Source organism: Gilvibacter sediminis, assembly GCF_028561565.1.
GTDB classification, from domain to species: Bacteria; Bacteroidota; Bacteroidia; order Flavobacteriales; family Flavobacteriaceae; genus Gilvibacter; species Gilvibacter sediminis.
The window spans coordinates 151,309-177,847 of the sequence record NZ_JAQQTE010000022.1 but is presented as its reverse complement, the minus strand read 5'-3'; the positions used below and the strand labels follow the sequence as shown (position 1 = coordinate 177,847).

The 26,539-nt window shown below is 44.2% G+C and carries 32 protein-coding genes; 21 read left to right on the top strand and 11 right to left on the bottom strand.

The features are described 5' to 3' along the window. Positions 1 to 26: 26 nt before the first annotated feature. Positions 27 to 323: a hypothetical protein gene (locus tag POW22_RS12990; protein ID WP_272833183.1), complete on the bottom strand. Its 297-nt coding sequence runs from the start codon at positions 321 to 323 to the stop codon at positions 27 to 29. Between the two features lie 10 nt (positions 324 to 333). Next, the gene (locus tag POW22_RS12985) at positions 334 to 615 is read right to left on the bottom strand and encodes a hypothetical protein (RefSeq protein ID WP_272833182.1); all 282 of its coding nucleotides are present in this window, start codon (positions 613 to 615) and stop codon (positions 334 to 336) included. Between the two features lie 89 nt (positions 616 to 704). Here POW22_RS12985 and POW22_RS12980 point away from each other — a divergent pair, with 89 nt between their 5' ends. From POW22_RS12980 to POW22_RS12905, 16 genes are all read left to right on the top strand, one after another. Beyond that, positions 705 to 1,628, top strand: coding sequence for a LysR substrate-binding domain-containing protein (locus POW22_RS12980; protein WP_272833181.1), 924 nt, complete (start codon positions 705 to 707; stop codon positions 1,626 to 1,628). Positions 1,629 to 1,670: 42 nt separating this feature from the next. Further along, on the top strand, positions 1,671 to 2,795 hold the full coding sequence (locus POW22_RS12975; RefSeq protein ID WP_272833180.1) for a PQQ-dependent sugar dehydrogenase: 1,125 nt from the start codon (positions 1,671 to 1,673) through the stop codon (positions 2,793 to 2,795). A 21-nt stretch (positions 2,796 to 2,816) separates the two neighbouring features. Further along, positions 2,817 to 3,278: a c-type cytochrome gene (locus POW22_RS12970; RefSeq protein WP_272833179.1), complete on the top strand. Its 462-nt coding sequence runs from the start codon at positions 2,817 to 2,819 to the stop codon at positions 3,276 to 3,278. A gap of 71 nt (positions 3,279 to 3,349) precedes the next feature. After that, a complete protein-coding gene (gene udk, locus POW22_RS12965; RefSeq protein WP_272833178.1) occupies positions 3,350 to 3,958 on the top strand; it encodes a uridine kinase in 609 nt (202 codons plus the stop codon). Beyond that, positions 3,958 to 4,290, top strand: coding sequence for an FtsB family cell division protein (locus POW22_RS12960; RefSeq protein WP_272833177.1), 333 nt, complete (start codon positions 3,958 to 3,960; stop codon positions 4,288 to 4,290). The genes udk and POW22_RS12960 overlap by 1 nt, the downstream gene beginning before the upstream one ends. Next, complete coding sequence (locus tag POW22_RS12955; protein ID WP_272833176.1) at positions 4,287 to 5,657, top strand: methylmalonyl-CoA mutase subunit beta; 1,371 nt, start codon at positions 4,287 to 4,289, stop codon at positions 5,655 to 5,657. The genes POW22_RS12960 and POW22_RS12955 overlap by 4 nt, the downstream gene beginning before the upstream one ends. Next, positions 5,629 to 6,249, top strand: coding sequence for a hypothetical protein (locus POW22_RS12950; protein WP_272833175.1), 621 nt, complete (start codon positions 5,629 to 5,631; stop codon positions 6,247 to 6,249). The genes POW22_RS12955 and POW22_RS12950 overlap by 29 nt, the downstream gene beginning before the upstream one ends. Beyond that, a complete protein-coding gene (gene scpA, locus POW22_RS12945; protein ID WP_272833174.1) occupies positions 6,242 to 8,368 on the top strand; it encodes a methylmalonyl-CoA mutase in 2,127 nt (708 codons plus the stop codon). The genes POW22_RS12950 and scpA overlap by 8 nt, the downstream gene beginning before the upstream one ends. Positions 8,369 to 8,371: 3 nt before the next feature. Continuing rightward, complete coding sequence (locus tag POW22_RS12940) at positions 8,372 to 8,914, top strand: GNAT family N-acetyltransferase (protein ID WP_272833171.1); 543 nt, start codon at positions 8,372 to 8,374, stop codon at positions 8,912 to 8,914. Positions 8,915 to 8,975: 61 nt separating this feature from the next. Next, positions 8,976 to 9,857, top strand: a complete 882-nt coding sequence (locus tag POW22_RS12935) for an SDR family oxidoreductase (RefSeq protein WP_272833169.1) — start codon at positions 8,976 to 8,978, stop codon at positions 9,855 to 9,857. Positions 9,858 to 10,018: 161 nt separating this feature from the next. Next, positions 10,019 to 10,786, top strand: a complete 768-nt coding sequence (locus POW22_RS12930) for a ParA family protein (protein ID WP_272833167.1) — start codon at positions 10,019 to 10,021, stop codon at positions 10,784 to 10,786. Further along, positions 10,786 to 11,682 carry a ParB/RepB/Spo0J family partition protein gene (locus POW22_RS12925; RefSeq protein WP_272833165.1) on the top strand — a complete coding sequence of 299 codons (897 nt, stop codon included), beginning with the start codon at positions 10,786 to 10,788 and terminating at the stop codon, positions 11,680 to 11,682. Before POW22_RS12930 ends, POW22_RS12925 begins: the two co-directional genes overlap by 1 nt. Beyond that, positions 11,672 to 12,268 (top strand): DUF5683 domain-containing protein, encoded by a 597-nt coding sequence (locus POW22_RS12920; RefSeq protein WP_272833164.1) that lies wholly within the window; start codon positions 11,672 to 11,674, stop codon positions 12,266 to 12,268. The genes POW22_RS12925 and POW22_RS12920 overlap by 11 nt, the downstream gene beginning before the upstream one ends. Further along, on the top strand, positions 12,265 to 12,966 hold the full coding sequence (gene dapB / locus POW22_RS12915) for a 4-hydroxy-tetrahydrodipicolinate reductase (RefSeq protein WP_272833163.1): 702 nt from the start codon (positions 12,265 to 12,267) through the stop codon (positions 12,964 to 12,966). The genes POW22_RS12920 and dapB overlap by 4 nt, the downstream gene beginning before the upstream one ends. Positions 12,967 to 13,019: 53 nt before the next feature. After that, positions 13,020 to 14,606, top strand: coding sequence for a signal peptidase I (gene lepB, locus POW22_RS12910; protein ID WP_272833162.1), 1,587 nt, complete (start codon positions 13,020 to 13,022; stop codon positions 14,604 to 14,606). A gap of 6 nt (positions 14,607 to 14,612) precedes the next feature. Beyond that, entirely contained in the window at positions 14,613 to 15,242 is a 630-nt protein-coding gene (locus POW22_RS12905) for a WbqC family protein (protein WP_272833160.1), read from the top strand. On the opposite strand, the gene POW22_RS12900 is transcribed toward POW22_RS12905, so the two are convergent. The 7 genes from POW22_RS12900 to POW22_RS12870 form a co-directional block, all read right to left on the bottom strand. Then, the gene (locus tag POW22_RS12900; protein ID WP_272833158.1) at positions 15,243 to 16,214 is read right to left on the bottom strand and encodes an endonuclease/exonuclease/phosphatase family protein; all 972 of its coding nucleotides are present in this window, start codon (positions 16,212 to 16,214) and stop codon (positions 15,243 to 15,245) included. A gap of 61 nt (positions 16,215 to 16,275) precedes the next feature. After that, entirely contained in the window at positions 16,276 to 17,154 is an 879-nt protein-coding gene (locus POW22_RS12895; RefSeq protein WP_272833155.1) for a rhomboid family intramembrane serine protease, read from the bottom strand. Between the two features lie 2 nt (positions 17,155 to 17,156). Then, a complete protein-coding gene (locus tag POW22_RS12890) occupies positions 17,157 to 17,858 on the bottom strand; it encodes a rhomboid family intramembrane serine protease (protein ID WP_272833153.1) in 702 nt (233 codons plus the stop codon). Beyond that, the gene (gene mutL, locus POW22_RS12885; protein WP_272833151.1) at positions 17,859 to 19,691 is read right to left on the bottom strand and encodes a DNA mismatch repair endonuclease MutL; all 1,833 of its coding nucleotides are present in this window, start codon (positions 19,689 to 19,691) and stop codon (positions 17,859 to 17,861) included. After that, positions 19,692 to 19,979 (bottom strand): riboflavin synthase subunit beta, encoded by a 288-nt coding sequence (locus tag POW22_RS12880; RefSeq protein ID WP_272833149.1) that lies wholly within the window; start codon positions 19,977 to 19,979, stop codon positions 19,692 to 19,694. A gap of 95 nt (positions 19,980 to 20,074) precedes the next feature. Further along, on the bottom strand, positions 20,075 to 20,572 hold the full coding sequence (gene ribH, locus POW22_RS12875; RefSeq protein ID WP_272833147.1) for a 6,7-dimethyl-8-ribityllumazine synthase: 498 nt from the start codon (positions 20,570 to 20,572) through the stop codon (positions 20,075 to 20,077). 2 nt (positions 20,573 to 20,574) lie between these two features. Further along, complete coding sequence (locus tag POW22_RS12870) at positions 20,575 to 21,339, bottom strand: tetratricopeptide repeat protein (RefSeq protein WP_272833146.1); 765 nt, start codon at positions 21,337 to 21,339, stop codon at positions 20,575 to 20,577. Positions 21,340 to 21,490: 151 nt separating this feature from the next. Here POW22_RS12870 and recF point away from each other — a divergent pair, with 151 nt between their 5' ends. From recF to POW22_RS12855, 3 genes are read left to right on the top strand one after another with little or no spacing between them, the layout of a single operon-like run. Beyond that, the gene (recF, locus tag POW22_RS12865) at positions 21,491 to 22,570 is read left to right on the top strand and encodes a DNA replication/repair protein RecF (protein WP_272833144.1); all 1,080 of its coding nucleotides are present in this window, start codon (positions 21,491 to 21,493) and stop codon (positions 22,568 to 22,570) included. Further along, positions 22,567 to 22,992: a hypothetical protein gene (locus POW22_RS12860; protein ID WP_272833141.1), complete on the top strand. Its 426-nt coding sequence runs from the start codon at positions 22,567 to 22,569 to the stop codon at positions 22,990 to 22,992. Before recF ends, POW22_RS12860 begins: the two co-directional genes overlap by 4 nt. Further along, positions 22,985 to 23,281, top strand: a complete 297-nt coding sequence (locus tag POW22_RS12855) for a DciA family protein (protein WP_272833139.1) — start codon at positions 22,985 to 22,987, stop codon at positions 23,279 to 23,281. Before POW22_RS12860 ends, POW22_RS12855 begins: the two co-directional genes overlap by 8 nt. A gap of 12 nt (positions 23,282 to 23,293) precedes the next feature. Here POW22_RS12855 and POW22_RS12850 read toward each other — a convergent pair whose 3' ends face one another. Both POW22_RS12850 and POW22_RS12845 read right to left on the bottom strand, forming a co-directional pair. Next, on the bottom strand, positions 23,294 to 23,713 hold the full coding sequence (locus POW22_RS12850) for a nucleoside-diphosphate kinase (protein WP_272833138.1): 420 nt from the start codon (positions 23,711 to 23,713) through the stop codon (positions 23,294 to 23,296). 107 nt (positions 23,714 to 23,820) lie between these two features. Next, positions 23,821 to 24,867: an alkaline phosphatase D family protein gene (locus POW22_RS12845; protein ID WP_272833136.1), complete on the bottom strand. Its 1,047-nt coding sequence runs from the start codon at positions 24,865 to 24,867 to the stop codon at positions 23,821 to 23,823. 91 nt (positions 24,868 to 24,958) lie between these two features. On the opposite strand from POW22_RS12845, the gene POW22_RS12840 reads away from it, so the two are divergent. Next, positions 24,959 to 25,981: a DHH family phosphoesterase gene (locus POW22_RS12840; RefSeq protein ID WP_272833134.1), complete on the top strand. Its 1,023-nt coding sequence runs from the start codon at positions 24,959 to 24,961 to the stop codon at positions 25,979 to 25,981. Continuing rightward, a complete protein-coding gene (gene gldI / locus POW22_RS12835) occupies positions 25,974 to 26,531 on the top strand; it encodes a gliding motility-associated peptidyl-prolyl isomerase GldI (protein WP_272833132.1) in 558 nt (185 codons plus the stop codon). Before POW22_RS12840 ends, gldI begins: the two co-directional genes overlap by 8 nt. The last annotated feature ends 8 nt before the right edge of the window (positions 26,532 to 26,539 follow it).

Below are 26,539 nucleotides of genomic sequence, written 5' to 3'. Positions count from 1 at the left end.
ATCTCTGTGTGGCTAACTCTTAAAGATTAATCCTCAATTAATTCTAGTTCTATGGTTCCGTTGATGCGGAAACGTTTTTGTGTTGACTCTTTAAGATTGATGAATTCACGAGCGTTGCGCTTTTCTGCTTCCAATTCTTGAATGCGTCCGTCAGGAAAACGCGTGTCTGCACAAAGATCACCTTCACAAGCTGTCAGGCGTTGCAATTTGTGGAAGTTGATCTTTTCATTGAGCAAAGCGTTGATTAGATCTTGTGCTTCTTGTGCGGAGAATGTTCCGTCAATGAGTCTGAATTTTTGTAATACTGGCGTTAGAGTTTCCATAGTTTCTGATTTATTTTCTTGAATTTTTATTAATGGCGCGCAGTTCTGCGCGAAAGGCTTGACGTTCTGTTTGTGCTATGATCATAACACAACTTAAAATGAAGCCAACGGTGACTAGTTCTGTCATGAATAGTCCCCCAGTTGCTGCAGAAGCATTGAGCAACAAACCAAAGGCTGTCAATCCAAAAACTACGGGCATTTGCTTTTTAAGCATAAGCCAGAGTCTTTTTGACTTGTCTTTTAGCGTGCTTATACTAACACTTTGATTAGAAGGCATTAAGAGGTTGTTCATGACTTTTTCATTTTATTTTGCTGCAAATATCCTGTGAAATAATTATATATTTTTATTTATCTTTATAATGCTTTACATAAATCAATCTTATGAATTACACTTTGCATCAATTGCAGATTTTCTTGAAAATCGCTGAATTAAAGAGCATTACCAAGGCTTCTGAGGCGCTCTATTTGACCCAGCCTGCAGTGAGTATTCAGCTCAAAAAGTTTCAAGATCAGTTCTCAATTCCGCTTACAGAAATCGTAGGACGTCAACTTTATGTGACCGATTTTGGCCAAGAAATCGCAGAAGCGGCACAGACCATTTTGGAACAGGTAGAGCAGATCAACTACAAAAGCCAAGCCTTTCAAGGACAGATCTCAGGAAAGTTGAAGATCTCTATTGTTTCTACGGCCAAGTATTTGATGCCCTATTTTCTTTCTGAATTTATGCAGCAAAACCCCGCGGTAGATCTGAATATGAATGTAACCAACAAGGCCACAGTAGTAGACAGTTTGGAAAACAATGAGGTTGATTTTGCCATGGTTTCTGTGATTCCGGATCAGATCAAACTAGAGCGGGTAGAATTGATGCAAAACAAATTGTTCTTGGTCGGTGGAAGGCGCTACGAATCCGACGGCAGGCCTAGTGGTAAAAAAGTACTTACTGAACTGCCGCTGATCTACAGAGAAAAGGGATCGGCTACACGTGCTGCCATGGAAGAATTCATCAGTAAAAACAAACTCCCCACCTACAAGAAATTCAGTCTGCAATCCAACGAGGCGCTTAAACAAGCCGTGATCTCGGGAATTGGTTATTCCATAATGCCACTAATAGGAATCAAAAATGACCTGAGCAATGGCGATCTGCAGATCATTCCTTACAAAGGACTTCCCGTAAAAACCAATTGGAATCTGGTTTGGCGCTCTGCTAAGAAACTCTCTCCGGTAGCTCAAGCCTATCTGGATTACGTCAATGCCAACAAGGACCGTATAATCAATGACACCTTTGACTGGTTTGAAAACTATTGATCTGCTGGGGTATAATTTGTAAATTAGTATAAAAATAATCTCATGCGTTTTGTAGTATTGTTACTCAGTCTAGCACTCTTGTTTAGCTGCCGATCAGAATCTCAGAATCAAGAAAACAGCTTGGCTCTTGAAGGAGGTAATTCCAGTGCTTATCGCATTGAAACCGCGGTGCCTGAACTCTCTAATCCCTGGGGCATGACCTGGCTGCCGGACGGCTCCATGCTCATCACCGAAAAAGGCGGAGAACTCATCCACTTTAAAAATGGTAAAAAGATCTTTATCGAGAATCTTCCGGAGATCTATGTTCGCGGGCAAGGCGGATTTTTAGATGTTGCGCTCCACCCAGATTACGCCAATAACGGTTGGATCTACTTTACACATGCTTCTCAAGAAGGTGGTGGTGATGGCGGAAACACCAAACTGATCCGCGCCAAGCTAGACGGAAACAGACTCATGAATGTGGAATCACTTTACAAGGCCATGCCCAATTCCACCAAGGGACAACACTTTGGATCTCGCATTGCTTTTGACGCCGAGGGTTATGTGTATTTCAGTGTTGGAGATCGAGGCAATCGGGATGTGAATCCGCAAGACATAAAAAGAGACAACGGCAAGATCTACCGTTTACACGATGACGGCCGTATCCCTGAGGACAATCCTTTTGTTGGGGTTGCCGGAGCCAAAGAAGCTATTTACTCTTACGGACACAGAAATCCTCAAGGCATGGATGTTCACCCCATAACCGGTGACATTTGGACCCACGAGCACGGCCCAAAAGGAGGTGATGAAGTGAACATTATTAAAAAAGGAGCCAACTACGGTTGGCCGGTGATCTCTTATGGGGTGAACTACAGCGGAACCTCCTTTACCGATAAAACCCAGCAAGAAGGTATGGAAGCGCCACTTCATTATTGGGTCCCTTCTATCGCGCCCTGTGGAATGGCCTTTGTGACCGGGGATAAATTCCCAGCCTGGAAAAATCATCTTTTGGTGGGCAGCTTAAAATTCAATTATGTAGAACTGCTTAAATTGGATGGAGATCGCGTAATTGGGCGAGAAAAGATCGCTGACGGAATTGGCCGCGTCCGTAACGTTAGAATCGGGCCAAATGGTTATATTTACATCGCTCTGGAAGGCCAGGGAATTGTGAGATTACTACCCAATTAAACATCAATTAACTCAATCAACATGAAAAAATTATTGTTACTAGCTACTGTATTTGCCACTTTAATCGCTTGTAAATCCGAACAAAAAGAAGAAAGTGACCAAGGTTCTGGTGTAAAATTGGGCGGCCAGAAAACCTCTGCGAGCAAGGCAGACCTCAAAGCGAGTATGGAACGCGGGGAAGCGGTATACACCAGCCTTTGTGTAGCTTGCCATATGGGTAACGGTCAAGGAGTTAAAGGCGCATTTCCTCCGCTAGATGGTTCCAACTGGCTTACAGAAAAGCGCGCGGAGAGTATCCACAGTGTGAAATACGGGCAACAAGGAGAAATTGTAGTCAACGGAGAAACCTATAACGGCGTTATGGCTCCATTAGGACTTAGCGACCAAGAGGTAGCCGATGTACTGAACTACGTCATGAATTCTTGGAGCAACAAACAAGACAAAATGGTTACCGTAGAGGAAGTTAAAGCGGTTACAAAATAAGCGCAGAAACAGCCCTACTCAGAGCGAATAGAATCGCTAAAAGTCCTACTTTTGCATAAACATTATCACCCATGTTGATTATTGGCATTGCCGGAGGAACTGGAAGCGGAAAGACCACTGTAGTCAATCAAATTGTTGAAGAACTACCAGCGGCGGAACTGGCCGTTATTACCCAAGATTCTTATTATAAAGATACGAGTGATCTCACCTACGAGCAACGGGTAAAGATCAACTTTGACCATCCGAATTCCATTGATTTTCCACTGCTGATTCAGCACGTGAAGGCACTTAAATCTGGTCAACCCATTGCACAGCCTGTTTATTCTTTTAAAGAACACAACAGAACGGGTGAAACCGTGGCTATTGCACCCATGCCTGTGATTATTGTAGAAGGAATCTTAGTACTGTCTCAACCCGAATTGCGTGAGCTTTTTGACATTAAGATCTTTGTGGATACCGATAGTGACGAACGCTTGATCCGCCGTTTGAAGCGCGATATTTGCGAACGCGGAAGAGATCTCAATGAGGTCTTAGAACGTTATCAGACCACCTTAAAACCCATGCATCAGCAGTTCATAGAACCTAGCAAGGCACATGCGGATATCATCATACCCACACACCGTTATAATACGGTTGCCGTGGATATCGTTAGAACTATAATTAGCGAGCGTCTCTCTTAATGAAAAAACGATTCGAGCATATCACCTCGAGTAAATGGTTCAAATGGCTGACCAACAAATACGTATTGATCGCTTTGATCTTTGCCGTATGGATGCTCGCCTTTGACTCCAACAACTTTTTCATTCATCAAGAACTCAATGAGGAGATAGAGACCTTAAAAGGAACTACAGAAAAGTATCAGCAAGACATTCAAGATGATAAGCAGCAGTTGGAAAAACTTCAAGACACTAACGAACTTGAAAAATACGGACGCGAAGCTTACTATTTGAAAAAAGAGAACGAAGATATTTTTATAATCACTCACGAAGACAGTACCGACCAAAAACCATGAGCGATAACTTATTTGAGCAGTTCGAGGGCGTTTCTGCCAAGCAGTGGAAGCAGAGTATTCAGGCAGGATTAAGAGGCGCTGACTACAACGAGACCCTTTTAACATCCACGCCAGAGGGGATTACTATTAAGCCTTTCTACAACGCAGAGACCACACCAGAGACCCTTTCTGGCTTGAATTATCCAGAAAATTGGTCAGTGACTCAGGCTGTTTTTGTACACGACACACGAGTGGCTCGTGGCCTGATCTTAAAAAGTATTCAAGGCGGCGCGGAAGCCATTTTGTTGGAAGCTGCCTCAAGTTTTGACCCGGAGGCCTTGTTTGAAGGATTGGATTTAAACGGAATTAGCCTCTATTGTGATTTTACGCACTGGGACGCTGAATTCTTAACGAAGTTCTCCAAGGCTGCCAGCACTACTAGAGCTCATGTTCATCTAGGTGTTGATATCATTGGGAACCTGGTCAAAACAGGGAATTGGATTGCCAGCAATGAATCCGATCACCATTTGATGGAAGCAGCAGTGAAAGCTCATGCAAACTCAGGTTTAAGTGTTTCAGTCAATCATTACGGCAATGCTGGAGCCAATGCCGTACAAGAGTTGGCCTATGCGCTAGCCCACACCAACGAGTACTTGAATCACCTGGAACAGGCGGGAAAATTAGAACAAGATCTAGCGATCAACTATCGTTGGTCCATCGGTGCGAACTATTTTATGGAGATTGCTAAGTTTAGAGCTTTTAGACGGCTCATCAAGGAACTCGGCGCGCTCTACAATATCCAGTTAAATGATACGCATTTAGCGCGACCATCAAGCAGAAACAAAACTATTTACGACCCTAACGTGAATATGCTCCGAACTACTACGGAATGCATGAGCGCTGTATTAGGTGGAGTTGACGCAGTCTGTAATTTACCCTACGACGCCGTTTATCACAAAAGCAATGAATTTGGAGAACGCATCTCCAGAAATCAATTGTTGATCTTAAAAAACGAGAGTTACTTTGATCAAGTGACCAATGCGGCAGATGGCGCCTATTACATTGAAGATCTCAGTCAACAGTTGGCTCAAAAAGCCCTAGAGCTATTCAAACAGCTGGAGGCTTCAGGGGGATTTGTCAAGGCCTTGTTTGCAGGGACCATTCAGCGAAAGATCCGCGAACAGGCCAAGGAAGCGCAAGCTGCCTTTGATTCGGGTAAAAAAGCGCTTTTAGGAACTAACCTCTACCCCAACGAGGAAGAAAAGGTTAGCCAAACCGTGGAACTCTACCCCTTTTTAAAACAAGAATCGCGTAAAACAATTATTGAACCATTGATCATCAAAAGAATTGCAGAAAGTCATGAAAAAAATCGTTTGGACCATGAGTAAGAACTTTGGGCTAATTGCCTTTTTGAGTATGTTTTTAGTGGGATGTAATGAACCCATGGAATACCGTTACGCAGATGAGCCGCAAACAGTAACCTGCAGTGGAGCAAATCTCAAGTTGATGCACGAAGCACTGTACACTTTTGAAATCGCCATCGCTGAGCATTACAATTATAGAAACTACAGTCCTTCAACTCCCGTCTATAAAGAGAACGGCTATGCGCAGTTCATGTATTCAGGCATTACTAATACCGCTCCTTTCGTAGACATTATGGATGAACATTCAAAGACAGTTGCAAAGATCTTGAGCGAACAAGACGAGCTTTGGGTGATCAAAGACGATCAATATCAAGTCAATTACAAAGGAAAGTTCGTTTCCTGTTTGGTGAGTAATATAGAAGATCAAGAAATTCGAGAGATCTTACAATCCTTGATCGCTGCAGATGCAATAGAATCACGTTTGCTTTCTCCTCCTTTGAGAAAACGAGCCGTAAACACAGTAGATGACCCTGAACTTGGGATGATCGTAGCATTAGAGGGTTATTACAAGAATTTATTGAATCGCAACCTGCACTTAAGCTCCAGCAATGAGTAGAAAAGACGTTCAGCATATGAGTTTAAATAGCGGTAAAGCCGTTCCCAAAAAGGTAAAAACCTTTGGGACTGCGGAGGATATCACCGTTAAATCTCATTATACCGAGCAGGACACTGCGAATTTGAAGCATTTGGATTTCGCAGCGGGGATCGCTCCAAATTTGCGAGGCCCCTACCCGACCATGTATGTACAACGTCCTTGGACCATTAGACAGTACGCTGGTTTTTCTACTGCGGAAGAGAGCAACGCCTTTTACCGCAGAAATTTGGCCGCAGGGCAAAAAGGACTTTCTGTAGCCTTTGACTTGCCAACACACCGTGGATACGACAGTGATCACGAGCGCGTGGTAGGTGATGTAGGAAAAGCAGGCGTGGCCATAGACAGTGTTGAGGACATGAAGATCCTCTTTGATGGAATTCCTTTGGATAAGATGAGCGTCTCCATGACCATGAACGGTGCTGTTCTGCCCATCATGGCTTTTTATATAGTGGCGGCTCAAGAACAAGGAGTTTCCTTGGAGCAACTCTCAGGAACCATTCAGAATGATATTTTGAAGGAATTCATGGTGCGAAATACCTATATCTACCCACCGACTCCTTCTATGAAGATCATCTCAGATATCTTTGAGTTCACTTCTGCAAACATGCCTAAGTTCAACTCCATCAGTATTTCTGGATATCATATGCAGGAAGCAGGAGCGACTTGTGATATTGAGTTGGCCTATACCCTTGCAGACGGTTTGGAGTATATCCGTACAGGTATCGCGGCAGGTATGGATATTGACAGTTTCGCTCCTAGATTGTCCTTTTTCTGGGCTGTGGGGATGAATCACTTTATGGAAATCGCCAAGATGCGCGCTGGGCGTATGCTTTGGGCAAAGATCGTTTCTGAGTTCAATCCGAAGAACCCAAAATCACTGGCATTGAGAACACACAGTCAAACCAGTGGCTGGAGTCTTACCGAGCAAGACCCTTTTAACAATGTAGCACGAACATGCATAGAAGCGGCTGCTGCCGCATTTGGAGGCACACAATCCTTGCATACCAACGCCTTGGATGAGGCCATTGCCTTGCCAACGGACTTTTCCGCTCGAATTGCACGCAACACACAGATCTTTTTACAACAAGAGACCAGCATCACCAAGACTGTTGACCCTTGGGCGGGCAGTTACTATGTGGAAAGTCTCACCAATGACATTGCCGAAAAGGCCTGGGCCTTGATCCAAGAAGTTGAAGAGCTTGGCGGCATGACCAAAGCCATAGAAGCAGGAATCCCCAAACTTCGCATTGAAGAAGCTGCAGCCCGCAAGCAAGCGCGTATTGATAGTGGGCAAGATGTGATTGTTGGGGTAAACAAATACCGCCTGGAGCAAGAGGACCCGTTACACATCTTGGATGTGGACAATCAAAAAGTGCGCGCAGCTCAAATGGAGCGACTTGCCAGCATTAAAACAGAGCGGAACAATGAAGCAGTCGAGGCCTGTTTAAAACGATTGACTGCAGCAGCAGAATCGGGTGAAGAAAATTTACTAGCTTTAGCTGTAGAAGCAGCCAAAGAACGAGCAACCTTAGGAGAGATCAGTGACGCTCTAGAAGCATCCTTTGGACGCTATAAGGCACAAATTAGATCATTTAGCGGCGTGTACAGCAAAGAAATCAAGAAAGACCCAACCTTTGAAAAGGCGCGAGAAATGGCCGATCAGTTCGCAGAACTGGAAGGTCGCAGACCGCGTATTATGATTGCCAAAATGGGTCAAGACGGACACGATCGCGGAGCTAAAGTGGTTGCCACCGGCTATGCGGACGTTGGCTTTGACGTGGATATTGGACCGCTGTTTCAAACTCCAGCAGAAGCCGCCAAACAAGCTGTGGAAAATGACGTTCATATCTTAGGAGTATCCTCTTTAGCCGCTGGACATAAGACCTTGGTTCCTCAAGTCATTGAAGAGCTCAAAAAATACGGGCGTGAAGACATTATGGTCATTGTAGGCGGAGTTATTCCAGTGCAGGATTATGAATTCTTGTTTGAGGCTGGAGCTGTTGCAGTTTATGGCCCGGGTACGCGTATTGCCGACGCTGCTATTGAGATGCTTGAGATCTTGATTGACTCTGTAAATTAAATCATGGAATACGTATTAAAATCCAAACGTCTCGGGTTTCGCCCATGGACGCAAGACGACCTGCCGCTTTTTAGGCTTTTAAATCAAGATGCCCGAGTCATGGCACATTTTCCAAACCCACTGCCTGAAGAACAGCTTCAACTGTTCTTTCAGCGCTTGGCGGACAGTTACCGAGAAAACGGCTACTGCTACTTTGCAGTTGATCTGTTAGAATCGGGAGAAGCCATTGGAATGATTGGACTTATGGATCAGAATTACGATTCAGACTTCACCCCTTCTGTAGATATTGGTTGGCGGATCAGCCCTAATCATTGGCGCAAAGGGTATGCATCAGAAGGCGCAGCTGCAATACTAGATAATGCTGATAAAATCTGGGGACTCCAGGAGGTTTATGCCTTTGCTACTCAAAAGAATACAGGCTCCATTAAAGTGATGGAACAGATCGGCATGGAAGCAGCAGGATCCTTTGATCATCCTAAACTAGAAGATTACCCAGATCTCAAACGCTGTGTGGCCTATTTGTGGAAATCTGACAGTAGGAATTAATTTTATTATGCATGCATAGTATTTAAGGAGAAAACCGTAACTTTGAACAAAACAGCAAATCATGAATCATTCAGCTAAAATGATGCGCGACGACGCGCTAGCAGGAAAAGTAATTGTAGTTACCGGTGGTGGATCGGGATTGGGAAAATCCATGACCCGTTACTTTTTGGAACTTGGAGCCAAAGTAGTCATCACTTCCAGAAATCAAGAAAAACTGGACGCTGCAAAGACAGAATTAGAAGCTGAGACTGGCGGGCAAGTATTACCTGTTGCTTGTGATGTTCGTGATTATGAAGCTGTTGAGAATGTGTTGGCCAAAACTGTAGAGGCCTTTGGAAGTCCCGATATTTTGATGAACAATGCCGCAGGGAACTTCATCTCTCCTACCGAGCGTCTGTCTGCCAATGCTTTTGATACCATTATTGATATCGTCCTAAAAGGAACTAAGAACTGCACCTTGGCCTTCGGGAAGTATTGGATCGCACAAAAAGAAACCAACAAAACAGTATTGAATATTGTGACCACCTATGCGTGGACCGGTTCCGCTTTTGTTGTACCAAGTGCTACAGCTAAGGCAGGTGTGCTCGCTATGACGCGTTCTCTCGCAGTAGAATGGGCCAAATACGGTATCCGCTTTAATGCAATTGCTCCAGGACCATTCCCAACTAAAGGCGCTTGGGACCGATTGCTTCCGGGTGATCTCAAGGAAAAATTCGATCTGGCTAAGAAAGTACCGTTAAACCGTGTTGGTGACCACCAAGAACTAGCCAACCTAGCAGCTTATCTGGCCTCAGACTTCTCGCATTATCTCAACGGAGAAGTAATTACCATTGACGGTGGAGAATGGCTAAAAGGGGCAGGACAATTCAATCTACTAGAAGAAATTCCACAAGAAATGTGGGATATGCTAGAAATGATGATCCGCGCCAAAAAGAAAAAGTAGTCTAAGACTCAAAATTTGCTTTATTCTTTCTAAACCTAAGGCTGAAGGGCTGTTGAAAAGTTCTTTATGCCTAAGCGATGCTGTTCACTTCCTGTTAACAAGTAGGCTTTCCTAAACGGGCTAATAATTGTATTTTTAAATTCTCAAAACGAAAACTACTTATGGGTAAAATTATAGCTGTAGCCAACCAAAAAGGCGGTGTCGGAAAGACAACCACCTCTGTGAACTTGGCGGCATGTCTGGGAGTGTTGGAGCAAAAGGTTTTGCTCATCGACGCGGATCCTCAGGCTAACAGCACCTCGGGCCTCGGTATTGACGTGGCTCAGGTTCAAAACGGAACCTACCAGCTTTTGGAGCATACTGTAGGTGCCGACGATGTTATCGTAAAAACAGATTCCCCAAATCTTGATCTGATCCCTGCGCATATTGATCTTGTTGCCATAGAGATTGAACTGGTTGACAAGGAAGCGCGCGAGTATATGCTCAAACGCGCCATTGAAGATTTAAAGAGTCGCTATGATTATATCATTATTGATTGTGCGCCCTCTTTAGGCCTTTTAACCTTGAACGCTTTAACCGCTGCGGATTCTGTGATCATTCCTATTCAGTGCGAATACTTCGCCCTAGAAGGCCTCGGAAAGCTTTTGAACACCATAAAAAGTGTACAAAAGATCCACAATGCAGATCTGGACATTGAAGGCCTTTTGCTAACTATGTATGACCAACGTCTGCGCTTGAGCAATCAGGTTGTTGAAGAGGTGCGCAAGCACTTTGATCAAATGGTCTTTGAGACAATTATCCAACGCAATGTGCGTTTAAGTGAAGCGCCTAGCTACGGGGAAAGTATCATTAGTTATGACGCGGGTAGTAAAGGTGCCAATAATTACTTAAGTTTGGCTCAAGAACTCATTGAAAAAAATAGCAATTAATGGCCAAGGCGACTAAAAAGCAGGCATTGGGACGTGGTCTTTCAGCACTTTTGAAAGACCCTGAAAACGATATTAAAGCTGTTGGCGACAAGAATGCCGATAAGGTTGTTGGAAATATTGTAGAATTGGAACTCGATTTTATCGAGGTCAATCCGTTCCAGCCTAGAACCAGCTTTAATGAAGAACAATTGCGAGAACTCGCAAGTTCTATCCGTGAATTGGGTGTGATTCAACCCATCACGGTTCGCAAGCTGGCCTTTAACAAATACCAGTTGGTTTCTGGAGAGCGCAGATTCCGCGCCTCAAAACTGATTGGACTCACTACCGTTCCCGCTTACATTCGTATTGCCAATGACCAAGAGTCATTGGAAATGGCCTTGGTGGAGAACATTCAACGTCAAGATCTAGATCCTATTGAGATCGCCTTGTCGTATCAGCGCCTGATTGAGGAGATCGATTTGACTCAAGAAGCGCTTTCAGATCGTGTGGGTAAAAAACGCTCTACCATTGCGAATTATTTGCGACTGCTCAAATTGGATCCAATCATTCAAACAGGAATGCGTGACGGTTTTATCAGTATGGGACACGGACGCGCCTTGATCAATATAGACGATTCAGAAAGTCAATTGGATATCTATGAAAAGATCATTGATAAGAATCTGTCTGTACGCGCCACTGAGGCCTTGGTTCGTTCTTTTAAAGATCCGTCTGCGCCTACTAAAACCGCCAAAAGCATCCCTGCTGCTGCCAAAAAACAAAATGATCTCCTCGGTTCATTTTTGAATGCTAAAACCAGCATAAACATGAACGCGAAAGGAAAAGGGAAATTAGTGATCCCTTTCGATTCTGAAGCCGACTTAGCACGTATTGTCAAACGCATTCAAGGTGAAGATTAAGTATTTATTCCTTCTGGTTTTTGGGATCGCCACTACTCTAACCCACGCCCAAGACGACGAACTGGACGTTCGCGTACAAGACACCGTGGTCGCCTCAACGGCGACAATTTTGGATTACGATCCGCTAGCGCCGTCTAAGGCCGCCTTCTATTCTGCGGTTTTGCCCGGATTGGGTCAGGCTTACAATAAAAAATATTGGAAGATCCCTATCGTTTATGCAGGAATTGGAACTGGGATTTATTTTTGGATTCAACAGGATCAAGAATACGACCGATTTAGAAACGCCTTCAAGCGCCGTTTGGCCGGATTTACTGACGACGAATTCTTTGGAGACGGCGATACTCCTTTGGTTTCTAACGATCGTTTGATAGACGCCCAAAGGCAAGCTCAGAAAAACAAAGACATCAGCCTTATTGTGGCCGTGGCCTTTTATCTGATCAATATAGTAGATGCTAACGTGGATGCGCATTTGCGTCAGTACAACATTAATGACGATCTTTCACTAACCCCTCAACTGCAGATTGATCCCGTCTCTACGCAGGCCAGCTACGGATTGAGTCTGCGCTTCAATTTTGGACAACGATGAAAATAGCCCTGCTCGGTTATGGAAAAATGGGACGGACCATTGAACGTCTGGCAACCGCTCAAGGACATGAAATTGTAGTGGCCACCAATGATAGCAGTTCTATTGCGGATTTCAATAATGCTGATGTAGCAATTGATTTCTCCGTGCCAACGGCAGCCTACAACAACATAAAAAAAGCCTTGGAATCGGGCATTCCTGTAATTTCTGGAACCACGGGCTGGCTGGAGGAACTTCCTAGAATTGAAACCTATTGCCAAGAAAAACAAGGTGCTTTTTTGTATGCCTCTAACTTTAGCGTTGGAGTCAATATCTTTTTTGCCATCAATCAAAAGTTGGCAGAACTTATGGGCGAGCAAGCGCAATACGAGCCCGCCATCACGGAGATCCACCATACCCAAAAGCTCGACAAACCCAGTGGAACAGCAATAAGCTTGGCAGACGCCGTATTAAAGTTTTCACAAAAACAGGCTTGGGCGTTACAAAACAACAACCCCAGCGACCTATGGATCGATTCCATCCGTGAAGGCGATGTAAAGGGAACGCATCATGTCAAATACACCTCTGCTGTAGATACCCTTACCATTAGCCATGAAGCTCACAGTAGAGATGGCTTTGCGCTAGGAGCTATTGTCGCTGCAAAGTGGATCATTGGAAAACGAGGCGTCTTTAGCATGCAGGATGTATTAAACCTGAGTTAAAGCCCTATATTTGAATCAAAATTATCGCTAATTAGCAGTCAAAATCGCTACGCATGACCTTAGAAGGACTTTTGATATTCATTCTTATTGTTCAAATCATACATTTTGCGGGTACCTGGAAATTGTATCAAAAAGCGGGAAGACAAGCCTGGGAAGCTGCTATCCCTGTGTACAATGCGGTAATTTTGATGAAGATCATTAACCGTCCTTGGTGGTATACCATTTTACTTTTTGTACCGATTGTCAATCTGATCATGTTCCCCGTACTTTGGGTTGAAACACTGCGCAGTTTTGGCAGAAACTCCAATGCGGACACCTATTTGGGCGTACTCACATTAGGCTTTTATATCTACTACATTAACTATTCTGTTGATGTAACGCATATACCCGACCGCAGTTTACAACCCACTACTTCTGCAGGAGAGTGGATCAGCTCTATTTTATTTGCCGTTGTGGCAGCCACGCTGGTTCATACGTACTTTATGCAGCCATTCACCATTCCAACCTCGTCCTTAGAAAAAACGCTTTTGGTGGGTGATTACCTCTTTGTAAGTAAGTTTCACTATGGCGCTCGCACACCGATGACACCAATTGCATTCCCAATGGTGCATGACACGGTTCCTTTGGTAAACAGCAAATCCTACAGTCCGCAGCTCAAAAGCCCCTACATGCGTATGCCGGGCTTTCAAAAGATCAAGCGCAATGATATTGTGGTCTTTAACTGGCCCGTGGACACGGTGAACATTGTTAGTGCACCGAATGATGGCAAATTCCATTACAAACCCATAGATAAAAAAACGAACTACGTAAAGCGTTGTGTGGGTCTTCCGGGAGATTCTATTGAAGTTCGAGACGGATACGTCTGGGTTAACGGTCAGCAAAACGTTTTGCCAGACCGTGCAAAATTGCAGTTTGGCTATGTAGTTTATACCAAAGAAGCCTTAAATGAAGGTGATATTGACTACATCAGAAAGCGCTTTGACATTACGGACATCATCCCAGAATACCGTCAGCCTAACACCTACTATATGCAAATCACGGATCCTGCTTTGGAGCAGTTCCGAAACTTTGCGAAAGTTTTGCAAGTAGAGTCGCTGCGTAAATATGAAGAAGCTGGTAAGTGGTCTCGTGGTATATTCCCATACGACCCACGCTACCCGAACAACAACGTTCATTTTGGACCGATTTATATTCCTCAAAAAGGAGCAACTGTGGCCATCACCCCAGAAAGTATCGGATTCTACAAACGGATCATTGAAGTCTATGAAGGCTATGAGATGGGCGTAAGCAACACCATTCGTGTTACTCCAACAGAGGTACTGTTAAACGAGCGTCCCATCACCGAGTACACCTTTGCCCAAGACTATTATTGGATGATGGGTGATAACCGAAACAACAGTGAGGATTCGCGTACCTGGGGTTATGTACCCTTCAATCACGTGGTTGGAAAGCCTGTTTTTGTCTGGATGAGTATTGACAGCCAAGCCAAAGGTTTGGCGAATAAATTCCGCTGGGAACGATTCTTTACGACTGTCGGTGGTTCTGGAGAGCCCGTGTCTTATTTCAAGATCTTCTTAGGTCTTTTAGCAGCTTGGTTTGTTTTCAACTTCTTTAGAAAACGTCGCAAACAAAAGGCGTAAAATATTATGCCTGAGGTTACTTCTTTAATACATCCCGCATACTTTGGCAATATTGCGCTTTGGAGTGTTATTGTTAAGGCAGAAGACCTGCGCATTGAACGCTGTGACAACTATCAGAAACAAACCTACCGCAACCGACTGTACATTGCCCACAGCAACGGTAAGTTGGGTTTAAACATCCCTATCAGACACAGCAAAAAAGGCGAACGTCAAAAAACAGCCACCGTAACTATTGAAAATAATTTTCATTGGCAACGAGATCATTGGCGCAGCCTAGAAGCTGGATACCGAAGCTCCCCTTTCTTTGAGTTCTATGAGGACGAGCTGGAACCCTTTTTTAAAGAACGAAAAGAGATCCTCTTTGAGAACAATCTGCAAAGCATGGAGCTCATAGCAGACTTGATAGGCATACCTTTCGAATACTCCTTTACCGAGCAATACGATCTAGAAACACCCCCAGGAACTAAAGACTATAGACCTTTGATCCGTTCTAAAAAAGTTCCTGAGATTACGACACCGCACTACCACCAAGTTCATGAGGTGGCTCATGGGTACTTGAATAATCTGAGTGTTTTGGATCTGCTATTCAATCTCGGCCCAGAAAGTATTTCCTATTTAGAAAAGCTGGAACTCTAACTATTCCCACCCAATAGTACCCAAAATAGGTCTGTGATCTCCAAAGGGCCTTCCTAAGGTCTTAAAAGCATCAATTCGCAAGCTCTGATCAGCAAAGATATAATCGATTCGTATCGGGTAGAAATCAAAAGTAAAGGTACTCCCTAAGCCAGAACCCACCTGAGCGTATGCGTCTTGATACTCTAGAGCAAAACGACGGTATACATAACTGAAGGCAGTATTGTTCAAGTCTCCCGCTAAAATAACCGGATAACCCGATTGTCGGCTGTGTTCCAAAACAGCTGCGGCCTGCTCCTGTTGCAGCTTAAAGGCTTCACTGATACGGCGGCGGATCAAATTCCGAGGTCGGTCCTGAAGATCGGAAACATTGGGCGCCAATTTGAAAGATTGTAAGTGGACGTTATAGACCCGTAGCGTGTCTTGATGCGCAACGATGTCCGCATAAAGGGTATTGTTGCCAGTTCTATTAAAATCAAAGGCTCCTTTTGTAATGATGGGATGCTTTGAGAATATAGCATGACCTAGAGGTCTGTTGTTTTTAAAGTGGACGTATTTGTGTGCAAAGACATCAAAGCTGATCGTTTCCAGATCATAAAATTCTTGAATGAGCAATATATCAGGATCGTGCTCCTCGATCATGGCCTGCATTTTAGCATTTACCTCAGGATCTGGCGTATCGCGATAGGCCTCAAAGAGCTCCACGTTAAAGGACATTACCTTGAGCTGCTTGGGAGAAGGATCTGCTGATTCTGATCCCCATTTCCAAAAAGCGTTGAAGTGAACATAGGCTATCAGCAATAAAAGCGCAGACACCCAAATGCGCTTTTTTAAACGAAACAACCAATAGATCACAAAGGCCAAATTGATGGCTAACAAAGGGGAAACCAATAGCGATAATGCACTCAGCAGCGGAAAACTGTCTGGGGCTATATAAGGGGTAATGAAGGACAGTGTCAACAAGATAGCTGCCACAACATTTAGCGCGTAAAGGATTTTATCGATCAATTTCAATGATCGCGGATTTATTGTTTGTTTACTCCCGATACTTGAACAAGAAGTCTTTTTCTGCCTTGCTCAAGCTCTCATAACCACTCTTGCCGATCTTATCCAATATGGCGTCGATCTTCTTTTGCTGCTCGTCTTTACTGCTCGCAGAGGATGTAGTACTGCTTCGTACGTTTCCCTTGGGATTGCGATGTACCTTTTTGAACGGACGCTTTTTACGAGGGCTAAAATAAGCCACTAAAGCATCCATAAAACGTTCAAAACCAGCACCGATATTATTGCCTTTGGCCAATTGTTTGGCATAAGTATAACCAAAGATGGCACCACCCATATGGGCCATTAAACCGCCAGCATTATCTGATGCGGGCATCGCAATAAGATCCTTCAAAACAAAGAAGGCAGCAATTTGCCAAAGCTTTATGTTAAACATAAAAACGCGCATTTCTGCGTTTGGCGTATATGTGGCTATAAAAACCATCACCGCAAACACTGCGGCAGAAGCCCCTTGAAGATTTCCAACGGTGAAACCATCAAAGGCAGGGAATAAATTAAATGCTAAGACTGTCAAGACACCACCTGCTACTCCACCTAAAAGATACAAGGTGAGTAAAGTGCGTTCTTTAAACAGGTTTAAGACAATGTTTCCAAACCAATAGAGGATCAGCATATTGAAGAAGATGTGCCAAAACCCACTGTGCAGAAAGGCATAGGAAAAGAAAGTCCACGGTTTGTAAAGGAAATCCCAGGTTTGCAACGGCAGTGCGAACCAAGATTTCATATCGGCCTCATTGATTCTGAGAATGAAGGATCCCAAATAAAACACAAAGAACACAATCACATTGATCACTATGAGTTTGATCAATACGCTAGACATCTTGTATTTCTGAAGCAGATCGTTTTGTGCCATAATTATTGGGGATTAAACATTGTTTTTCGCCAACTCCACGCCATGATAAAACCAAACAAGGCTCCTCCTACGTGGGCCCAGTGCGCAATTCCAGGCAAGTTGTCGGTTAAATTCAATACCGTATATCCTATCAAAATAAGCGGAACAAAATACTTTGCCTTGATCGGGATGGGTAAAAAGATCATCATCAATTGGGCGTTCGGATAATACACGGCAAAGGCAGTCATGACGCCGTAAACTGCGCCAGAAGCTCCAACAGCAGGCACAAAATATCCTTCAAAGTTAATATTTGGATAATCCACAAAGACCTGTCCATTGGCTATAGCCTCGTCAATGAGATCCCTGCCAATCCCCACTTGTGTTAGGAAATTGATATCCAGCTGCAGATCGATATAATTAGCAAGGGTATGGATCAAAGCCGCTCCCAATCCGGCAGAAAAGTAAAAGAACAAAAAGCGCTTGGAGCCCCATTGACGCTCCAGCGGGGTACCAAACATCCACAAGCCCAACATGTTGAATGCGATATGAGAAACACTTCCGTGCATAAACATATGCGTTACCGGTTGCCAGAATTTGAACGAAGGATTCTCGTAGAAGTACAAAGAGAACAGCTGATACATGGTATCGGGCATACTCATGGTACCTACAAAAACGATCACGTTAATGATCAAAAGAACCTTTACTGTTTCTGAGATGGAATACACTTAAAACTTATTGTCTATTTCTGTGTTCGTAATTATTTTAAAGGTCGGCTTACCAAAAGGACTCACCGCAGCGTCTTTACAGGCAAATAACTGATTGATCATGTGTTGTTGCTCATCTTGATTCATCTTTGAGCCCGAATGCACACTCAAGCTCTTCGCCATACTTTTCGCCAATGCATCATTCGCACTAAAACTCAACTCAGGAACATCAGCACTTAGGTCTGCCAATAAATTTTCAACCACCGCTCCTACTTGCTCAGCTTGAACAGATGTTGGGATGGCCGTCAATGAAACCTGCTCTTCAAAGCTCATCTCAAAGCCTAAATGGGTCATCCCTTCACTTACTTCTTGCAACAAAGCGCGTTGTTTGGCATCTAGCTCTAAAGTTAAGGGAAACAACAAGGCTTGACTGTTTGCCGCCTCGGACCCCATCCGCCTTAAAAAATCTTCATAAAGCACCCGCTGATGGGCTCGCCTTTGATGCACCAACAACAAGCCGCCCTTAGTTGGGCTGGCTAAATATTTTCCAAACAATTGCATACTTGGCAATTGGGACTGCTCCTGTTCAGACTCAAAGAAACTACCACTCACCTCACGGCTCTCTAAAGTGATCTCTTCAAGATCGGTCTTGATATCTCCAGGGTCCACTTGCGTGTATAAGGCTTCCCAACTGGGTTGATGTTGTTGTAGTCGTTGATAATTGCTTCTGCTTGCAGCAGGCTTCTCCTTAAACGGATTAAAGGTTGGATCCACGGCCACCTTAGGCATCTTTGGACTGGCCTGATTCATATCATAGGGCGTATCCAAGGTTTCATCTCTATTAAAATCGAGTACCGGGGCTACATTGAACTGCCCCAAACTGTGCTTTACAGAGGCTTGCAACATGGCGTAGATGGTGTGGTCGTCATCGAACTTGATCTCCGTCTTGGTAGGGTGTATGTTGATATCGATACTGTCTGTTGGCACCTTCAAAAATAGAAAGTATCCAGGAACGGTCTTATCACGTAACAGGCCTTCAAAGGCTGCAGTTACGGCATGATGCAAATAAGACGATTTGATGAAGCGATCATTCACAAAAAAGAACTGATCCCCTCGTGATTTCTTAGCGTATTCGGGCTTGATCACAAATCCGCTTACGGAGACCACGTCAGTTTCCTCAGATACGGGGACCAAACGCTCCTTGGTCTTTGCGCCAAAAATTCCTGTAATACGCTGTTTTAAGTTCGACTTAGGCAAAGAGAACAACAGTGAATCGTTAGAATGTAAGCTAAAGGCGAGCTCTGGATGCGCCAAAGCCACACGATGGAACTCATCAATGATATGTCTTAACTCTACCGGGTTACTCTTTAAGAAGTTACGTCGCGCGGGTATGTTGAAAAACAAATTCTTGACCGAGAGCACGGTCCCCACAGGGGTCACACATTCTGAGACCTCTGTGATCTCACTGCCGGCAATTTTCACCTCGGTCCCAACCTCATCATCTGCAGTACGCGTTTTAAGGCTGACCTGGGCCACCGCGGCAATAGAGGCTAAGGCCTCTCCGCGAAACCCTTTGGTATGGAGCTTAAAAAGATCTTCCGCTTGATGGATCTTTGAAGTCGCATGCCGCTCAAAACAGGCCTGAGCGTCTTCTGCAGACATCCCAGAGCCGTTATCAATAAGTTGTATGAGTGTTTTTCCCGAATCCTTGATCACCAACTGCAAATCTGTTGCACCAGCATCCACAGCGTTCTCCAGCAATTCTTTCACTACAGAAGCCGGGCGTTGAACCACTTCTCCTGCGGCGATCTGGTTAGCCACATGTTCGGGTAAGCGCGTTATCGTAACTGCCATTTATCGGGAACTCGTAAAAATGGATAGATCAAAATCAATCATAAACAGGAATAACAACACCAAAACCGCGATGATAAACACCACCCGTCTATTCACATCATGACTCGGATTGCCTTTGTAGTCGGCCCAAGCGTGCTTGAACTTGTTCTTTAGGCCACGAGCTGGTGTAGATGCGGTGCGATACTCTTCAAAACGATTGCCCATCTCAAAAGGACGCTTACCCCCGTTATTGTAATACCGAGGTTCGTAATCGTATCTCTTGTTCTTGCGTGTTTTGAATATTCCCATTATACTCTACCAAATTTACTAAAATAGCCGCGTTTGTTAAAGAGGCTTTTCTCCTTTAACAAAACAAAAACAATGCCAGAGCAAATTAGGGGGTTTTAGAACCTGCTTTCCTTGCGCAGTTGCGCCATTTCAATCGCTGCAATAGCCGCTTCCGTTCCTTTGTTTCCGTGCTTGCCACCAGAACGATCAATGGCTTGCTGCATGGTGTTATCTGTCAAGACACAAAAGATCACCGGAATCCCTCCACTTGCGTTGAGTTGAGCAATACCGTTGGTCACCCCTTGACAAACAAAATCAAAGTGTTTGGTCTCTCCTTGGATCACACTACCTATAACGATCACTGCATCTAGCATATCGTAAGATTCACGCATGCGCTGGGCGCCGTAGATCAGCTCATAGCTGCCCGGTACATTCCAACGAACAATGTTGTCATTGATTGCTCCGCAGTCCTTAAGGGCATCAAAAGCACCTTGAAACAAACCTTCAGTAATCTCGTGATTCCATTTAGAAACAACAAGACCGAATTTAAAATCCTTGGCGTTAGGTACTTCGGATTTATTGTAGGCCGATAGGTTATTCCCTGCGGTTGCCATAACTATTGCATCGCCTCAGCCTGTCCTAAGAAGATCTGAGCTTCATCTACGAAAGGAGAGTCTGGGAAGTTTTCTTTGATTCGCGCTAACAATTGAGCCGCTTCGCTGTAGTTACCTGACTCAATAGCAGCTTTACCAGCTTTCAAAAGGTATTTTGGGGTCGTATAGTCGTTAGTGTTGAGATCAGCGGCTTGTTTGTAGTAATTCAAAGCATCACCGAATTCTCCTAATGCTGCGAAGGCATCTCCAATTCCTCCTTTGGCTTGAGGTGCCAAGATCTCGTCTGTAGCACTAAAACCGTCAAGGCTTTCAATGGCTTTTCTGTAATCTCCCGTTTGCAAATAAGCAATACCAGCGTAGTAACGCGCCATGTTTCCGGCGTCAGTTCCTCCGTACTTAGAGATGATCTCTTCAAAACCGTATTGCCCGTTACCTCCTTTAAGAGCGAGGTTGAACAAAGAATCGTTTTCTGTAGCAGTCATGGCTTGTTCCCAGTAATTCTGCGCTTGGAACATTTCATTCATCGCTTTGGCTTCCTTGGGCTCTTGCACATAAGTCTGGTAAGCCAAGTATCCTAAGATACCTAAAGCTATAAGACCAATAACTCCAAAGATGTACTTCTGATTATCTGCAACCCACTGCTCGGCTTTATTAGCTCCTTCATCCAGAGTGTTAAATACCTCTGCCGTTGCGCTATCTTCTTCGAGCTTGGTTTGCTGTTCTACCTTTGTTTTAGGTCTTCCTCCGCGTTTTTTATACGTTGCCATACTGCTGATTTATTGCGGGGCAAAAATATAATTTTTATTAGAATTTGAAAGACAATTTATTCGTTAATTTTCAATAATTTGCAGGCTGTTTCGCACTGCGGATTTTAAGCTCCGCGTCTCAGCATACCCGTCTTGATTAGAGCGACAGCACATGATTTTAACCGACTTATCCTTAGTTAATTACAAAAACTTTGAAAGCCAAAGTTTTAGTTTTGACCACAAGATCAATTGTTTTGTGGGCAATAACGGGGTGGGCAAGACTACGGTTTTAGATGCGGTTTACCACTTGGCTTACGGCAAGAGTTATTTCAATCCTATCAGCAGTCAAAACATTCGTCACGGGGAAGATTTCTTTGTGATCGACGGCAATTTCACCCATCAAGAGCAACCGCAACGCATCTTGATCAGCAACAAAAAAGGGCAAAAAAAGATCATCAAACGCAACGGAAAAGCCTACGAGCGTTTTTCTGACCATATTGGGTTGATCCCTGTGGTGATCATCTCTCCGGCAGATCGTGACTTGATCACAGAAGGCAGTGATGTACGCCGAAAATTCATGGACGGTGTATTGTCTTTGAATGATCCGGCTTACTTGCAAAACCTCTTGGACTATAACAAAGTCCTGTCTCAGCGCAATTCCTTGCTCAAGTACTTCGCCTTAAACAATACGTACAATGAAGACACGTTGACTGTTTATAATGAACAGCTGGATCAGTTGGGAACGCCAATTCACGAAAAACGAAAAGAATTCCTCGCCCAGTTCACGCCTATCTTCAACAGACGGTATGCAGAAATAAGCGGCGGCCACGAAGCGGTGAGCTTGCACTACAAAAGCCAATTGGAAAACACCACTTTGTTGGAGCTTTTTACACAAAGCATCAATAAAGACAAGGCTTTACAGTATACCAGTCAAGGCATTCACAAGGACGACCTCAACTTTGAAATAGACGGTCATCCCATTAAAAAATTCGGTTCTCAGGGACAGCAAAAGTCGTTTTTGATCGCCTTAAAATTGGCTCAATTTGACTTTGTAAAAGACAAAGCCAACCAAAACCCGATTCTACTTTTGGATGATATTTTTGATAAGTTGGACGAGTCTCGCGTAGCGCAATTGCTACAATTGGTCAAAGAAGATAATTTTGGTCAGATTTTTATCAGCGACACCCATGCGGATCGCACTGAGGCCGTAATAAGCAGCATCCACCAATCTTATAAAATGATCGCCTTATGAAACAGTTCCTCGGAATCTTAGTTAGCTTTTTACTTTGGTCTTGTCATTCTGGTTTCAACGGAGACTATTCTAATTTACAGGGCTACTGGCAAATAGAAACCGTGAGCACAAACGGTCAAGTGGTCAAAGCCTATCAGACTAACCTAGTGGTTGACTATTTTGAATTGCCCAACGCAGAGAGCGGAATTCGTAAAAAACTAGCCCCGAAGCTCGATGGTACTTTTGCTAAAACCAACAATAGCGAAGTTTTTAGACTCATTGAAGAGGCTGGTGATCATTTCATTGAATTTACCACACCTTATGACAGCTGGCGTGAAAAGGTGGTGCGTCTTAATGAGACCGAACTCATTTTAGAGGATCAAGAAGGAACACAGTATCAATACAAGCCTTATAAGGCGACAAACATTCTAGGTGATGAGTAAGCGCAATCGAGAACATCTAAGTCTTGGTGATGCCCTGAAGGATTTCTTTGGGCAAGGGAAGCTCAAGCGCGGCATGGATCAAATGAACGTGCGCGATACTTGGAACAAAATAATGGGGCAAGCCATTGCCGGTTACACAGAAGACATTCGGTTGGAATCTGGAACCCTTTATGTGAGACTGACCTCCTCTGTGCTTCGTGAAGAACTCAGTTACGGGAAACAAAAAATCATTTCCATGCTCAATGAAGAATTGGGCACAGAAATGATTAAGAAATTAGTTTTGCGCTAAGCGCGATGCGTTTTAGAACTGCTCTCTTCCAGCAAAGTGGAAATTCCCTTCAATAGCAGCGTTCTCATCACTGTCACTTCCATGAACAGCGTTCTCACCGATTGAAGCAGCATACAATTTACGGATAGTTCCTTCTGCAGCCTCTTCTGGGTTTGTAGCACCGATTAGGGTTCTAAAGTCAGCAACAGCGTTCTCTTTTTCCAAGATCGCAGCAACGATAGGCCCGCGTGTCATATATTCTACCAATTCTCCAAAGAACGGACGCTCTTTGTGGATTGCGTAGAAAGCCTTGGCATCATCGGTAGTCATTTGCGTAAGCTTCATAGCTACGATTCTAAAACCAGCGGCTGTAATTTTTTCTAAGATCGCTCCGATGTGTCCTTTTTCAACGGAGTCGGGCTTCAACATTGTAAATGTTCTGTCTGTTCTCATGTCAGGTGTAAAAAATTTGTGCAAAAGTAGCCCTTTTCAAGCAGATTGCAAGCGCTTAACGATTCTTTAACCGCAAAATAAACTTGATTCTTAAGTATTTATTCAGTCTAATAAGACTGAATAAATTGCTCAATTAGCACATCGTCTTTCCCTCGAATCTCAAAAACTACCGTTTTGGAAGGTTGATGGACTTTGATCAGACCAAAATTAAGCTCCTTGGTTCCCTCGCCCCAGCGGTATTCGCTCGGCTCAAGCGGAGAACCTGGAAAGGTGTGAGTCAAGCCGCTGGCGGTAAAGTCTAGTAAAGGATATCCCAGACCCGCCTGATCATCTTTGGACATTTCTGCATGGTGTCGGTCCCCAGAAAGCAAAATGATGTTTTTGGATTGCGCCTGTTTTAAAACTTCATACATCTTGATGCGCTCTGCAGGAAAGTTGCCCCACTTCTCCCAGCCGTGATCCGCGTTGTTTAGGAACTGTACACTGCTAACTATGAAGGTGAAATCATGCGCGGTGTCCTTCAATTGGTTTTCCAACCAAACCCATTGTAATGGCCCTAAAAACCAACCGTCATGATCCGTTGGCCAAGGCGTATAGCGCTTGTCGGGATCTTCACTTTTTAATAGCGGATCGCGATAGTAGCGAGTATCCAACATAATGAACTTGACCGATCCTTGATCTGTTTTGTGCACATAGGAATGAAACACTCCTGGCTGATCGCGCAAACTATCTCCTTTTGGCAACTCCATAAAATCCCAGAAAAGTTCGCTCGCTTTGATCTTCATCGGGTATTGCGCTCCGGCATCATTCTCACCATAATCGTGATCGTCCCAAGTTCCAATGACTTTGGTTTGTTGTCTAAGTTTGGTGTAATCTGCTTGGTTGAACTGCTTGTTGTAATCTGCGCGCATCTTTGAGCTGTCACGCGTATCGCTGTAGATATTATCACCGCCCCAAATAAAGAGTTCTGGCTTATGTCCTAAAATAGGATTCCACAAGGGCTGTTCTCGCTCCTGATCATTACAACTGGCAAAAACAAAGGTGAGCGTATCGTTGACCGCTGTAGACTCTGGTTCTACTTGGGAGTTGGACTGCGTATTCTTGCAAGCTGCTAAGCACAAGATCAGCAAAAGAGAAAAGGTGATTTTATACATGACGATGGTTGGATTTATTTGGGATAAAGTTAACCATTATTGGAAGTATTGGCAGCTGGTCTCTCGTTATTAAATTGTATCTTCGCTGGCGATGAATTCCGCTGAAATTTCAGAATTAAAAAAGCTATTGAGCAGTCCCATCCGCATCGTGGTGATTGGACATAAAAATCCCGACGGGGACGCTATTGGTTCTACTTTGGGCCTAGCGGGCTATCTCGAAAAACTCGGACACAATGTTCGCGTTATGGTTCCCAATGATTATCCTAAATTCCTTAAGTGGATGCCAGGTAATGACAAGATCCTCAGATTTGAGAGCCACGCGGACAACTGCGGAACCCTGCTTAAAAAGGCGCATTTGGTCTTCACCCTAGATTTTAATGCTTTACACCGTCTGGGTCCAGAAATGGAAGCTGTACTTCAAAAATTGGATTGTCCATTTGCGATGATAGATCATCACCAGCAACCGGATAGCTATGCAAAATTCACGTATAGTGACGCGAGCATGGGATCCACTTCAGAAATGGTCTACCACTTTATGGAAAAGATGGGCCACCTGAATTATTTAGACGCTGATATTGCCACAAACCTCTATGTAGGGATCATGACCGATTCTGGTTCGTTTAGATTCCCGGCGACAACCAGCACCACCCACAGAGTGGTTGCAGATCTTATTGAACAGGGTGCTGAGAACTCGCAGATCCACCGCAACGTTTATGACAACAACAGTGAGAACCGCATGCAATTGTTAGGCACGGCTCTGAGCAACCTCAAGGTCATGCAAGAGCACCGCGCGGCTTACATCAGCCTCAATCAAGCGGAACTCGATGCCTGCAATTACAAAAAAGGAGACACGGAAGGGTTTGTCAACTATGCCCTCTCTATTGAAAACATTGTTCTCGCTGCTATTTTTATTGAAAGCGAGAAAGACGGGATCATTAAGATATCACTGCGCTCTAAGGGAGATTTCTCAGTCAATGAGATGGCCCGAGCCCACTTTGACGGTGGTGGTCATATTAATGCTGCGGGCGGAAGATCCACCCAAAACATGGAGGAAACCATAAAGTATTTTATTAGTATCTTGCCCTCCTATCAAAATGCCCTGCTTAATGCCTAAGCCCCTGCTTTTTCTCATCACCCTTTTTATGGTAGTTTCTTGCGCCCAGCCGGAAGCGCGTAAGCCTGTGAGTCAAAGTTCTGGTAGTTTTGTGAATGCCTCGGTAAGTCGCAATCAGAAGTTAGTAGCACAACAAGAGGCGGCTATAAAAGAAGTGATCGCTAAAGATACTACGACCACATATACGGCTTCAGAAAATGGTTTTTGGTTCAGTAAAACGGTAACCGACTCCAGCACCACTTACCTACCTCAATTTGGAGATCGCTTGGTTTTTGATTACCAAGTGGAAGATATTTATGGGAATGTGATCTACCCTAAAGCTCAGATCAGTCCTCGCAGCTATGTGATGGACCAGCAAGAATTGATCACCGGATTACGCCAAGCGCTAAAGATGATGCATGCCGGCGAATCCATGACCCTTTTTCTGCCTTCATATACTGCCTACGGCTATTATGGAGACGATAATAAAATAGGCATCAATTACCCTTTGAAGGTCAAAGTAGACCTAAAGTCAATTGAGCCCCAATCTAAAAATGAATCCAATAATTAAGAAGATAG

Excerpts from the sequence above, each read along its gene's own strand:
- POW22_RS12895 (WP_272833155.1), bottom strand. The coding sequence starts at position 17,154 with ATGGCACAAAACGATCTGCTTCAGAAATACAAGATGTCTAGCGTATTG.
- POW22_RS12985 (WP_272833182.1), bottom strand. The coding sequence starts at position 615 with ATGAACAACCTCTTAATGCCTTCTAATCAAAGTGTTAGTATAAGCACG.
- POW22_RS12845 (WP_272833136.1), bottom strand. The coding sequence starts at position 24,867 with ATGTATAAAATCACCTTTTCTCTTTTGCTGATCTTGTGCTTAGCAGCT.
- POW22_RS12950 (WP_272833175.1), top strand. The coding sequence starts at position 5,629 with ATGAAAAAAATCGTTTGGACCATGAGTAAGAACTTTGGGCTAATTGCC.
- mutL (WP_272833151.1), bottom strand. The coding sequence starts at position 19,691 with ATGGCAGTTACGATAACGCGCTTACCCGAACATGTGGCTAACCAGATC.
- POW22_RS12960 (WP_272833177.1), top strand. The coding sequence starts at position 3,958 with ATGAAAAAACGATTCGAGCATATCACCTCGAGTAAATGGTTCAAATGG.
- POW22_RS12870 (WP_272833146.1), bottom strand. The coding sequence starts at position 21,339 with ATGGCAACGTATAAAAAACGCGGAGGAAGACCTAAAACAAAGGTAGAA.
- gldI (WP_272833132.1), top strand. The coding sequence starts at position 25,974 with ATGCCTAAGCCCCTGCTTTTTCTCATCACCCTTTTTATGGTAGTTTCT.
- udk (WP_272833178.1), top strand. The coding sequence starts at position 3,350 with ATGTTGATTATTGGCATTGCCGGAGGAACTGGAAGCGGAAAGACCACT.
- POW22_RS12840 (WP_272833134.1), top strand. The coding sequence starts at position 24,959 with ATGAATTCCGCTGAAATTTCAGAATTAAAAAAGCTATTGAGCAGTCCC.
- recF (WP_272833144.1), top strand. The coding sequence starts at position 21,491 with ATGATTTTAACCGACTTATCCTTAGTTAATTACAAAAACTTTGAAAGC.
- POW22_RS12925 (WP_272833165.1), top strand. The coding sequence starts at position 10,786 with ATGGCCAAGGCGACTAAAAAGCAGGCATTGGGACGTGGTCTTTCAGCA.
- POW22_RS12860 (WP_272833141.1), top strand. The coding sequence starts at position 22,567 with ATGAAACAGTTCCTCGGAATCTTAGTTAGCTTTTTACTTTGGTCTTGT.
- POW22_RS12855 (WP_272833139.1), top strand. The coding sequence starts at position 22,985 with ATGAGTAAGCGCAATCGAGAACATCTAAGTCTTGGTGATGCCCTGAAG.
- POW22_RS12975 (WP_272833180.1), top strand. The coding sequence starts at position 1,671 with ATGCGTTTTGTAGTATTGTTACTCAGTCTAGCACTCTTGTTTAGCTGC.
- POW22_RS12935 (WP_272833169.1), top strand. The coding sequence starts at position 8,976 with ATGAATCATTCAGCTAAAATGATGCGCGACGACGCGCTAGCAGGAAAA.
- POW22_RS12930 (WP_272833167.1), top strand. The coding sequence starts at position 10,019 with ATGGGTAAAATTATAGCTGTAGCCAACCAAAAAGGCGGTGTCGGAAAG.
- POW22_RS12970 (WP_272833179.1), top strand. The coding sequence starts at position 2,817 with ATGAAAAAATTATTGTTACTAGCTACTGTATTTGCCACTTTAATCGCT.
- POW22_RS12990 (WP_272833183.1), bottom strand. The coding sequence starts at position 323 with ATGGAAACTCTAACGCCAGTATTACAAAAATTCAGACTCATTGACGGA.
- POW22_RS12955 (WP_272833176.1), top strand. The coding sequence starts at position 4,287 with ATGAGCGATAACTTATTTGAGCAGTTCGAGGGCGTTTCTGCCAAGCAG.
- POW22_RS12940 (WP_272833171.1), top strand. The coding sequence starts at position 8,372 with ATGGAATACGTATTAAAATCCAAACGTCTCGGGTTTCGCCCATGGACG.
- ribH (WP_272833147.1), bottom strand. The coding sequence starts at position 20,572 with ATGGCAACCGCAGGGAATAACCTATCGGCCTACAATAAATCCGAAGTA.
- POW22_RS12905 (WP_272833160.1), top strand. The coding sequence starts at position 14,613 with ATGCCTGAGGTTACTTCTTTAATACATCCCGCATACTTTGGCAATATT.
- POW22_RS12980 (WP_272833181.1), top strand. The coding sequence starts at position 705 with ATGAATTACACTTTGCATCAATTGCAGATTTTCTTGAAAATCGCTGAA.
- lepB (WP_272833162.1), top strand. The coding sequence starts at position 13,020 with ATGACCTTAGAAGGACTTTTGATATTCATTCTTATTGTTCAAATCATA.
- dapB (WP_272833163.1), top strand. The coding sequence starts at position 12,265 with ATGAAAATAGCCCTGCTCGGTTATGGAAAAATGGGACGGACCATTGAA.
- POW22_RS12880 (WP_272833149.1), bottom strand. The coding sequence starts at position 19,979 with ATGGGAATATTCAAAACACGCAAGAACAAGAGATACGATTACGAACCT.
- POW22_RS12850 (WP_272833138.1), bottom strand. The coding sequence starts at position 23,713 with ATGAGAACAGACAGAACATTTACAATGTTGAAGCCCGACTCCGTTGAA.
- scpA (WP_272833174.1), top strand. The coding sequence starts at position 6,242 with ATGAGTAGAAAAGACGTTCAGCATATGAGTTTAAATAGCGGTAAAGCC.